This window comes from Streptomyces sp. Ru72 (assembly GCF_002920635.1).
Taxonomy (GTDB): domain Bacteria; phylum Actinomycetota; class Actinomycetes; order Streptomycetales; family Streptomycetaceae; genus Streptomyces.
On sequence record NZ_PQSR01000165.1, the window covers coordinates 1 to 10,820 of the forward strand.

The 10,820-nt window shown below is 67.6% G+C and carries 8 protein-coding genes and 4 pseudogenes; 4 read left to right on the plus strand and 8 right to left on the minus strand.

The window, feature by feature from the left end:
• Positions 1-309: 309 nt before the first annotated feature.
• From C3488_RS37710 to C3488_RS37735, 4 genes and pseudogenes are all read right to left on the minus strand, one after another.
• Positions 310-501, minus strand: a pseudogene (locus C3488_RS37710) (transposase); the annotation flags it as partial.
• Between the two features lie 16 nt (positions 502-517).
• A complete protein-coding gene (locus C3488_RS42220; RefSeq protein WP_258053895.1) occupies positions 518-1,654 on the minus strand; it encodes a hypothetical protein in 1,137 nt (378 codons plus the stop codon).
• 358 nt (positions 1,655-2,012) lie between these two features.
• On the minus strand, positions 2,013-2,840 hold the full coding sequence (locus C3488_RS37725) for a tetratricopeptide repeat protein (protein ID WP_103845362.1): 828 nt from the start codon (positions 2,838-2,840) through the stop codon (positions 2,013-2,015).
• Positions 2,841-3,571: 731 nt separating this feature from the next.
• A complete protein-coding gene (locus tag C3488_RS37735; RefSeq protein WP_258053896.1) occupies positions 3,572-4,138 on the minus strand; it encodes an N-terminal phage integrase SAM-like domain-containing protein in 567 nt (188 codons plus the stop codon).
• Positions 4,139-4,456: 318 nt separating this feature from the next.
• Here C3488_RS37735 and C3488_RS37740 point away from each other — a divergent pair, with 318 nt between their 5' ends.
• Together C3488_RS37740 and C3488_RS37745 are read left to right on the plus strand one after the other, a co-directional pair.
• Positions 4,457-4,903, plus strand: a complete 447-nt coding sequence (locus tag C3488_RS37740; protein WP_308460711.1) for a DinB family protein — start codon at positions 4,457-4,459, stop codon at positions 4,901-4,903.
• A 115-nt stretch (positions 4,904-5,018) separates the two neighbouring features.
• Positions 5,019-5,872 (plus strand): annotated as a pseudogene (locus tag C3488_RS37745) (IS5 family transposase).
• Positions 5,873-6,123: 251 nt separating this feature from the next.
• Here C3488_RS37745 and C3488_RS37755 read toward each other — a convergent pair.
• The 4 genes and pseudogenes from C3488_RS37755 to C3488_RS37770 all read right to left on the minus strand — a co-directional run.
• A pseudogene (locus C3488_RS37755) lies at positions 6,124-6,237 on the minus strand (IS5/IS1182 family transposase); the annotation flags it as partial.
• A 159-nt stretch (positions 6,238-6,396) separates the two neighbouring features.
• On the minus strand, positions 6,397-6,804 hold the full coding sequence (locus C3488_RS37760) for a GNAT family N-acetyltransferase (RefSeq protein WP_103845364.1): 408 nt from the start codon (positions 6,802-6,804) through the stop codon (positions 6,397-6,399).
• A gap of 145 nt (positions 6,805-6,949) precedes the next feature.
• Positions 6,950-7,903, minus strand: a complete 954-nt coding sequence (locus C3488_RS37765) for a CehA/McbA family metallohydrolase (protein ID WP_308460712.1) — start codon at positions 7,901-7,903, stop codon at positions 6,950-6,952.
• 115 nt (positions 7,904-8,018) lie between these two features.
• Positions 8,019-8,591: a hypothetical protein gene (locus C3488_RS37770; RefSeq protein WP_103845365.1), complete on the minus strand. Its 573-nt coding sequence runs from the start codon at positions 8,589-8,591 to the stop codon at positions 8,019-8,021.
• Between the two features lie 270 nt (positions 8,592-8,861).
• Here C3488_RS37770 and C3488_RS37775 point away from each other — a divergent pair, with 270 nt between their 5' ends.
• Together C3488_RS37775 and C3488_RS37780 are read left to right on the plus strand one after the other, a co-directional pair.
• A complete protein-coding gene (locus C3488_RS37775) occupies positions 8,862-10,280 on the plus strand; it encodes a hypothetical protein (protein ID WP_181139359.1) in 1,419 nt (472 codons plus the stop codon).
• Between the two features lie 245 nt (positions 10,281-10,525).
• Positions 10,526-10,820 (plus strand): annotated as a pseudogene (locus C3488_RS37780) (transposase); the annotation flags it as partial.

The window sequence follows — 10,820 nt, forward strand, 5'->3', positions numbered from 1 at the left end:
TATGGAAGTCGATCACGTCTCGTACCTCTCCCCTCAATTAACCAGGATTGTTTCGGTTAAGCAGAACACCAGTCAACTAGTACGAGGTGAGACCGGGTAAGGAAACGGTCACCGGGCTCGCCAGGTGTGCTCTGGCAGCTGGCAGCTGGCGGCAGGCTGCCGGGACCCGGGCCAAGTTCTTCCGTGGGAGAGTGGTCTTCGGCCGATGACTACGGCGCCACTGAGTGAAGGTGGTGACTACCGCCTTCAGAACGATCAGTCTCGCTGCGCTTCACGGGAAGCGGGCTGTCCGCTCCTGCGGGAGGACCGGCGGGTGATGCGCCTGGTCATGAGCGTGATCGCGGCCCAGGTGATCAACGATTCCGAGTGCTGGATAAGGCGTTTGTAGTCCCGGGCGTGTCGGTGGGCGTGCATGATCCACGCCAGCGAGCGTTCGACCACCCAGCGCCGGGGCAGGATCACGAAGCCGGTGGTGTTCTTCGGACGGCTGACGGTCTTGAGGACTCATCCGTCTGGATCAAGGCATGGTGTTGCTGACGACCACCGCCAAGTCGTCAGCCGACTCGGAGGTCAGCCTGTAGAAGCCTTGGAGGCTGACGGAGCGCTCGAGGCGGCCATCCGCCACGTACTTCAGACCGCGGGTCTGGCCTCGACGGTTACGCCAGGTGAGCCTTGCCAAAAGATCACCAGGTATCGGCATGTCGAAGCGCACGGGTGTCGCGTCCACGTGCACTGCCGTGGCGCTGCAGCCGCCGGCACCAAGCATCGACCAATCGCCGTGCCCGGGAAACGCCGGGTCCTGCCACCTCATGGGCACGGTGCCGCAGCAGTCGCGCCGCTCCATGTCGATCACGCGCATCCGGCTCACGACGTACACGACGCACCGGTTGACGTGTAGTGCATACACCTCGTCCCCGGCTCGAGCACCCGACCAGGCGGGCAAGGAGGAATGCGCGCCGCTGAAGGCGACCGGCGGGCGCTCTCCCACGCGCCCCGCTTTACGCAGAGCGCGGCACGTGTCATGGGTCCACAAGACGGTGAAGGCATCAGACATGCCGTGATCGTATGAACGAGGACTGACAGCCTCGCTCTGGTGGGGGCACTCATCTCCTGCAACCGCGCTCGGCGGAACATCGCCGGGGCAGGCGGTCTCGACAGCGAAGTGGCGCGACGCGAAATAGCCCTCGTTCGCCCGATCCGCCAGGTCGGCGAGGTACTGGCGGTGGGCTTCCTCCGCGGGGTGAGAGTAGAAGGAGCCCTCGACGAGACCGTCGAGGTAGTTCGCCAGGCCGGCCGAGGCTTCGACCACTCGCTCGACGTCGTCCACGCCAGGCTTGTCCAGCAGCTCGCCGAAGGCCAGCAGGTTGCTGATGGTCTCCAGCTGGAGGAGCTGGACCGTGTCCGGGTCGACTTCAGACGTGAAGAGCGGGGTCGTGCACAGCTCGGCGATTGCTCGCCGGTATGCGAGATCCGACTGTTCACCAGCGGGTGATGCTGCCAGTCGGAACAGCGACTCCAGCACGGACTGGTCGACGCCCCACTCTGCATCCAATTCGAACGCGAGTATCGGCGCGCGCCACCGCCACAGGGCCAGGACGGCTGCCTGACGCTGGTGGACGGGCTTCAGGTCCGCCAATCGCTCGATCCGCACCACGTTCCTGAGTCAGCCCTTCTGATTACCGCCCCTCCCTTTACCTCGGGACACTGTAGAAGCCGCCGAAGGGTCACGTGACCGCCAGGACGGTGCCTGACCCAAGCCAACTGCGGGAATCGGGCATACCGGTTCAGAATGTCCTCTCAGATCCGGGGACCCCGGCGCGAGGAACAGCTTGCCGACCAGTATCCGTACACCATGTCCCAGGGGCCACCCCCGCGGGAACGGCGAGCAGTTCGCGGCCTGCTGCATTGGTTGCGTCGGACGCGAGTTGGCTTCCCCGGCTCATCACAGTGGCGGGATGAGCTGCCCACGGTGCGCCGTGCGGCCAGCTGGACAGGGGCCCTTGCGAGCTCGGTCAAGCGCGGTCGATGCGGTCGAGGAGGGCTCGAGCCTCGATGGTGCGGTAGTGGTGAGGACCGAAGGCGGCCAGGCAGGCGTCGTCGGCGGCTTTGGCCAAGGTGCGGGCCCGGGCCGTGTCGCCCAGGGCGAGGTGGGTGGTGGCCATGGTCAGTTCCACGACGCCGGTAACCGCGCGGCGCCGATCCTCAGGCAGGCCGCGGCGCTCCTCGTCAGCGCGTTCGGCCTCGGCGAGTGCCTCCTCATGGCGGGCTTGACCATTGAGGCTACGGGCCAGATTGCTGCGGAGGGCCACGGTGGACTTGCCATGCGGAACAAGGGTCAGCGCTTCGCGGGCGAGTTCCTCCGCTTCCTTGTGACGGCCCTGCCCGTTGAGGGCATAGACCAGTCCGTTCCGGGCGGAGGTTGCGATCGACGCCATGCGCGGCCCTTGGGCGCGAGTCGCGATCCGCATCACGGCCGCGCACTCCGCCTCGCACTCGGCGTGCCGGCCGAGCGTTGCCAGCACCTGGGCACGGTTGGAGCGCAGCCTCATGATCCGCGGGTGCTCGGCGCCGAAGATCCTTCCAAAAACTGGCAGCAGCCCGTCGTATTCGGCCACGGCTTCCGCGGCGCGACCTTGACCGGTCACCGCGAGCGCGGCAAGGAACAACGCCACCGACGCCAGGGGCTCATCGCATACCCCGGCCCGGGCCGCGGCCACTGCCCGGGCCTCGGCCTCCGCCTCGGCATAGCAACCTGCCTTGAACAGGGCCCAGGCCTTAGCCAGCGGGGATGCCGCTTTCTGCCCGGCATCATTTCCGCGGCGCAGCCAGAGGAATCTCATACGCGGAGCATACGGATGCTCCGCACGCCCGTTCCGAAGGGCCGAGAGTTGGTCGGCGGCCCTGCGTCTCCACCCATACGCGGGATCCTCACCCGGCTGCGCCCTGTTTCTCAGTCTGCGATTTCCGTCGGTTCGCCGGTCAACGCACGACCGTTTCCGCGGACGCGCGGGGGAGCAGGCAAGCTGGCGTTTCCACCCGGTTCACATAGGTGCGGGACCATCCTCGCGGGCGCGGGCGCGGGCGCGGGCGCGGGCGCGGGCGCGGGGAGCAGGGGGAGCGGCGGCGCAGCAGGGGCGCGTACTCGGGACCATCCCCGCGGGTGCGGGGAGCCGCTGGGGTGGCCACGACCACACCGAACAGCTCGGGAGCATCCCCGCGGGCGCGGGGAGCAGTGCATTCGCTTCAGGACCGGGTTGCGCCGACGTTCGGCTGCTCCCCGCTCCCGCGGGGGGTGGTCCCAGCGACAGGTCCGGTACGACGATCTGACCGCGACGCGCCTTGGGCGTGCTGAGCGTCAGCTCTCCGTTGACCCGTTGCAGGGCCGTACGGATCTCCAGCGATCCCCGTCCAGGTCAACGTCCGACCAGTGGAGGCCCAGCAGCTCACCCCGTCGAAGCCCGAGGTAAAGCGCCAGAACGTACGCCGCACGCAGCCTGTCGTCACGCACGTCGGCCAAAAGCTCCTTCGCCTCGGCGACAGACAGGCCGCGGCCGACGCGGTACCGCGGGGTCTAGACCTGCACCAGCTCCTCGCGGACCGCGTGCTGGAGGGCGTTCCGCAGCACGGCGTGAAGGTACTGGACCATGCGAGGCGACAGCCGATGCTCGCAGCACCGTTTGGGAGTGGCGGCACAGCAACGGTGCTCACCGGCCGGACGAGCGGCATCACGTCCTTGAGTACAGCACTGGCATGCCTGCCGAGCCCTGTCGAGGAAGAGGCGTACGTCCTTGACGGAGAGCCGGGCGAGCTTCTTCTTTCCGAGCCGGGGCACGATGTACGCATTCACGCACTTGCTGTAGCTGTAGACCGTCGAAGGCCGCACCTTGTGGCTCACGATGTGCTCAAGCCAGTAGGCGAGGTAGGTGCCGAGACTCTCGGTCGTGTCGGCCGCAGGAATGCCCTGGTCGCTCTTCGCGAGCAGCTCGGTGAGCTTCTTCCGGGCCTCCTCCCAGGTCCTGCCGTAGACCCGTCGGCGCTTGTAAGTGCCGTCCGGCATCAGGACGTAGCCCGCTCCCTCGGAACGGCCGTCCTTGCGGCGGTAGATGGTGCCCTCGCCGTTGGGGTTCCGCTTGGCCATCAGGCAGCATCCTCGGTTCCCTGAGGTCGAGGACGCATGAGGCCTGGTCGCGACCGCGGTGATCGAACTCCTAAGACCGACCGGCAATAGGCTGGCCCGGAGGTGGAGGGCATCCGAGCGGCAAGGGGCTACGTGATCACGGAGTTCTCTACGCTCGGTAATCGCAAAGGACCGCCCGGCCGCACTGCCATAGTGCGTGTTTGATCCCTCCCAGAGGGCAGTGCAGGGTATATCCATGACATGGACAGCACCACCAGTCGAGCGCACCAAGCAGCTTGGCGACCTGGGTACCGTAACTGAGCGTCAGATGCTGGAGGGTTGGCTGAACTGGCACCGGGGGAAACGTTGCTGGCCAAATGCGCCGGGCTTGAGCCGGCCCAATTGGCGCGGACGACCGTAGAGCCGTCGAACCTCACCCTCCTGGGCTTGGTCCGGCACATGGCGGAGGTAGAGCGATGGTGGTTCCGACGAAGCTTTGCGGGTGAGGATATCGGCGATGTCTTCACCGGCCCGTCAGATGGCAATGAGGGACTCGACGGAGTGCACGCAGCCGATGCGGAGAGAGACTTCGGACTGTTCCAGACCGAGGTCAACGCGTGCGACGCGGCGGCGGCCGGACACGACCTCGACGAGACCTTCATGTCCTCTCGCGGAGTCTCCCTCAGCCTGCGCTGGGTCTACGTGTTGATGATCCAGGAGTACGCCCGCCACAACGGCCACGCCGACTTCCTCCGGGAGCGGATCGATGGGGCGACGGGCGACTGAGCTTCTTTCTCAGGCCGACCGGGCAGCAGGTGCCCCGGAGGTGGCGGGGCTCCGAGTGGCCACGGGCCCACGCGATCATGGAGTCCTCTACGCTCGGTGATCGCGAAGGACAGCCGTGCCCGCACTTCCATCTTGCCTGCTCGAACCCCTCTGGAACCAGTTCGTGGCGCTCCTGCCCGCTCGGGAGGAATTCTCCGCGGGCCACCCGCTTGGCTGTCACCGCCGCCGTGTCCCCGAGCGGACTGTGTTCGAGCATGTGCTGCTCGCTTTGGTCCACGGCTCGGGCTACGAACGGGTATCCAGCCCCGGATGCTCTGACCGGACCATCCGTCGACGTGTCAAAGAGTGGGCCGAGCAGGGGAATATCCGAAATAGTGCACGTTCTCGCGCTGGAAGCGTACGACAGGATGATCGGCCTGGAGCTATCCGAGATATCCGTGGATGGTTGCATCACCAAGGCCCCGTGTGGCGGCCGGAGTGCGGGCCGGTCCCCGGTCGATCGCGGGAAGCAGGGCCTGAAACGCTCGGTTGCCACTGATGCCCGCGGCGTCCCGCTCGGCCTGGTCTCGGCGGGAGCCAACCGCCACGGCTCGCCTCTGCTTGGACCGACTCTCCACGCAGCCATTGGACCGGGTCAGGCCACTGCCGGAGACCGTGAACGTCAACCTCGATCGCGGCTATGACAGCAACACGTCCCGCGCTCTGCTCCGGGAGTTGGGCTTCACCAGTGAGGTCGCCCGCAAGGGCGTGCCCGCCCCGATCCAGGCCGGCAAGCGGTGGGTCGTGGAACGAACGCACTCGTGGATGAACAGCTACGGCAAGCTACGACGCTGCACCGAGAAGAACAGCACCGTCGTCGCGTTCTACCTCCACCTGGCCGCAGCACTCGTCACTCTCCGCATGCTGATCCGCCACGGCGCCGTTCACTACCGCTGGGATCAGCGTCCCACCACACGCCGCCTCAAGTGATCCATTTGCCGGTCGGTCTAAGCTCCCGCAGGTGGGGACCATTCTGATCATCATTGCCGCTGTGCTGTGGGGCTGCGGCACGGGCCTGCCCATAACCCGTCCCGCGTACCGGTTCTCCGTGCCGCCCGAGGAACCGTGGCGGACCGCGTGCCCGGCCGGCCATCCCCTCACCGGCACCGGCACCGGCTGGCTGGGGAGCGTCGCTGCGCCGCCGATGACACTTACGGGCCGAGCACTCTCTCCGCCGCCTCCGCCACGACCGCGCCGGGCAGCTCCCACGCTTTGCAGTCGTTGCGGTTGCCCGGCAGAGGCTGGCCGACCACCACGACGAGCCGGGTGTCAGCGTCAACGACGACCTGGTAATGCTGGCGGCCGTGAACTCACCTCACCTCGTCGCCCTCGTTCGCGCCGGAGCCCGCTTCGAACGCGGACAGCTCATCGAGCGCACGCAGCCCCTCTCGGCATGACAACCTTGCTGCCCCTGTCGTCGTGCCCTACCTGGGCCAGGATCAGGATGCTGACTGTCACAAAGGCGACAACATCATGAGGACCTCATCGCGATTGTCGTCGGAGGCCAGCCGCAGAGCGCCGGGCCACCTGCCAATCTCCTTCCAGCCGAGTCGGCCATAGAACTCTTCGAGACCGACACCACCGCGGGCGGCAAGGTGCAGCTGCTCCAGGCCCATCTCGTCGCGGGCGACCTCACGGACCCGGCTCATCAATGCCGCGCCGATCCCCTGGCCCCGGACGCCGAGACGGGTTTGAACGTGGTGAATCGTGCCCCAGTGCGCGACGGGCGGGTGGGGATCGCAGCGGATGTTCAGCCAGCCGGCGACGGTGCCATCGGCCAGGGCGATCAGAAGGCGGCTGGTCGTTGGGGCAAGCTTCTCGATGATGCGGTCAAGGACAGCGGTGACCTCGGCGGCATCCACCGGCGGAAAGGGGAACCCGCCCCACCCGCATTGCTCACCTCGGTCCAGCAGTCCACGAGGGCCTGCTTCAGCTCGTCAGTGATCTCGTGCGGGTCAACGATCTGGGTGAAGCCAAGGGCGTTGCTGCTGGTCATGGGGACGAGTGTCACAAACGAGCCGCGCTCGTCGACACTCGGGGGCACCCACCCGAACTTCGCTGGCGCAGGCGATGACCCCGGTGGACCCTTCCTCGATCGGTGTGGAAGCTGACGGCCCCCGCCGGCACACCTCGTACTGCTGCCTGCACTTCCACCTGCCCACCACGAGCTGCGAGCCGTTCTCCCACCCCGACAACGCGACCATCGGCATTGGCGGTGAACGACACGTCCACGTCCGCCGACTCGGCGATCCAGCTGCGGCCGGCACGGATTCCGGCCAGGACTGCCTCGGTGCTCAGTTCTTCGGCGAAGACCACGGTGTGAGGGATACCGATCTGCCCTTCCAAGTGTGTGTCGCTGTTGCCCATCGCCGGCCGCCACGAGCCCGTCTGCAGGTCCGCCGCGAGGCTCCGCCCCCACTCCGCCAGCGCCGCCTCGTTGTCAGCGTTCCAGGGCCGATCCGAAGTCCACAGTCCGTTCCACGCCTCCACCACGTCGAAGCCGATGAAGGGGAACATGAAGTCCCCCGAGGGGTAGGGCGCGTGCGGGTGTGCGGCAACGCACAGGCCCCCTGCTCGGTGGACCTGTTCCAGGCACATGCCCACCAGTCCGTCCCTGACCTGGTGGTTCCAGTCGACGACCTCGCCGGGATTGATGCCGAGCGCGAGCCAGTGCCCGGTGTTCGTGGTCACCTCTTCGCCGAGAAGGATCAAGAAGTCATCGGCGGCCAGATGCCCCCAGGCATCCGGGGCCGCGGCTGAGTTGTGCTCCGTCGTCGCGATGAAGTCGAGCCTGGCCGCGCGCGCCCGGACGACCAACTCTTCGGGGGTGAGTTCCCCGTCCGAGTGGATGGAGTGGACGTGGCAGTCCCCGCGGTACCAGGCCGCCCCGCGTCCAACCGCCCGCGCCGGCGGGAAGCTCAAACTCGACAAGGTGCTCCTCCCAGAGTCCTGTCGAGTCAACGCGCCGCCAGGGCAACCCGTTCCATCGCCCACTGAGCACCATCTCAGTCGAGACGTAAGACCAAGATCTCATTCTGAAACGATCAGTAAAGGCCTGGGCTTCAACCCCAACTGGTCATTTGTACTTCCGCCACGATCGAGCGCCCCCGACGTAGGGCTCGTCCAGCCGCTTGAAGCACAGCCCCTCCACCCCGGCTGCCGTCCACTCCAGCCACCCTCGCGCCACAACCGGGTCGGTGGTCGAGGGACACAGCGTCAACGGCGCCTCCAGTCCGTGGTCCGTGAACAGCGCCTCAAGCGCCGCACGCCGCCGCTCGTACGGCCAGCCGGTCAGGTCCGCCCCCGTGTGGATCAAGTCGAAGACCACGTAGTGGGCCGGCCACTGGCGAGCTGCCTCAGCCGCAGCGGACCCGCGCCGCGCGAGCCGCTGCTGAAGCCGCTCGAACGCCAGCCGGTCGCGCTCCCATACCACCAGCTCGCCGTCCAACCCGGTGTCCGCCGGCAGCCGCGCGAGGGCCGCCGCGCGGATCTCGGGGAACGACGCCGTCATATCCGTGCCCTGCCGGGAACGCAGCAGTACCCGGCCGCCCGCGTACACGGCGAGCTGTACCCGGTAACCGTCCCACTTCGGTGATGCACTGTTGGACTGTTCGCGAGTGTGTCTGGCTGGATGTCGATCAGGGAATATGGTGTCTCACCGCCGTGCTACGTCGTCCCTGATCCTGCGCAAGTCGTGGGGCTCCGGCGGCCCCCGGCGGCGGTCAGTCGCATCGCCGCGTGGTTCCCGTGATCTCCACCCAGGACAGCTTGGGCACGGCGTCGTCCAAAAGGCAGGCTCTGCTGTTTAGGTGGGCGGTCCTGGGTGTCCCGCTCTGCGGGGCCTTGAGAAGATCACTCCATGGTGCACAAGGATGATCGCCTGACATGCGTGGCGTTCGGAGTGTCGGAGGCGACGGACGTGGCTCGCGCTGATGCCCTGGGGCTGCTGGAGGCCGACACTGCTCTGCACGCGGAGTGGATTGCGGGGCTGGCCATGAACAGCGCTGCACCGGATGAGGTGCTGCGGCGCGTGTTCACACTCGATCCTCTGCCCGACGCTCAGTACTGGCTTGCCTATCGCGCGCTCTCGCCTGCGGCGGCAAGGGCCGCCGTCGCACACCCCGATCCGAAGGTTCGTAAGATCCTCGCGGAGAATCCGCACCTGCCGTCGGATGCGCTCGCCGCGCTGGCCGAGGATCCGGATCCGAAGGTTCGACGCGTCGCGGTGGTGATGGCGTGTGAGCGCGATGTCGAACTGCCGACAGAACTGACCGTGCGGCTCGCCACTGGCCCGGATGCCGGTGTGAGGTACGTCGCCACCGCGCTGCCCGGCCTGCCGGACGAGACGCTGCTCTCTCTGGCCGAGGATCCCGACCCTCGCGTCCGCTCCGCCGCCATCAACTCCGGGAGCTGGCCCAGGCTGCGCCCTGAGGTTCGGGCCGCGGCCAAGGCCGACCCCGATCCCCGGGTGCGCAGGGCGATCGCACGCGCCACCCACATCGACGTACCCCTTCCGACGACGGTGGAGGACTTCCTCGCCGAGACGGACGAACGCCGCCGCGCCGCCGCTTTGACCGCACCCGTCGACGCGGCCCTGGCAGCCCTGCTCGTGGCCCACGAGGACGGTTCGATACGTCGCAGGGCCGCTGCCAACCCCCACGTGCCGAAGGCACTCGCCCTCGCACTGGCCACCGACCCCGAGCCCTCCGTCCGTCTCGCGGTGTCCCTTCGCGCGGATGTGAGCGAGGAGCAGCGGGCGGCGATCGACTACACCATCCCCCCGGGCCGCCATCCGGTACCGGCCTGGGTGGAGGAACGCTCCAGCGACCCGGACGCACTGCGGGAGATCGCGGCCTCCAGCCACGTCCTCCTGCGCCGGGGCGTCACGTGCGCACCAGAACTGCCCGCCGATGTGATCGAGCGGTTGGCAACCGACGACGATTACTACGTCAAGCTGATGCTGTGCGAGAACGACCATGCCCCACACGAACTGCTCGTGGAAATGTTCGCCGACTGGGACGGACTGAGCTGGGGCATGCTGGCCTACCGCCGCAACTTCCCGCGCCCCGGCCTGGCCCGCTTCGCCAACAACCCGAACCGCCGACTGCGGTATGCGGCCCTCTTCGACCCACGGGCCGCACCAGAACTCGTCGAACGGCTCTCCCACGACGCGGAGGACATGGTGCGCCGCCACGCAGCGGCCGACCCGCGCCTGCCCCTCCCAAGGCTCGTCGAACTGCTCGGCGAGGACGGGATGCCGCGAGCGGCGGCCCGCAACCCCGCGCTGCCCGCCGAACTCATGCACCAACTGCTCGATGTCGCGGGCGTCACGGGCTGAGACCGAATCCGTATCTCGGGCCGTTGCCTCCCACCGTCACGGTCGCAACGCGCCTTGAGGCCGGCCCACCGGCCCCTGGAGTAATGCTCAGTACCTGTGGATCACTCCTGACGGAAGAAGGCGTACCTTCCCGCGGGATCGATCGCTAGGTCATCGAGCAAGGCCGAGGTTGCCGGGTCGGTCGGGAAGGCACGCAGGTGCTTACGGTAGTCAACGAGGACGACACCACCCCGAGTAGCAGTTCACTGCTGGATGAGATCGTCCGCCACCGCCGCCGCGCACCCGTGCGCCCCGTGCGCGGCGAATGCTGGCCGCAGCGCTGGAGGCCGAAGTCAACGCCTACATACCCGAGTTGGTCATGAGCGTGACGACACGGGGCGCCGCCTGGTGGTCCGCAACGGCTATCACCGGCCCCGGCAGGTCACCACCGCGGCCGGCGTGGTAGAGGTGAAGGCGCCGCGGGTGAACGACAGGCGCGTCGACGATGAGACCGGCGAGCGTAAGCGGTTCTCATCCGCGATCCTGCCGCCGTGGTGCCGT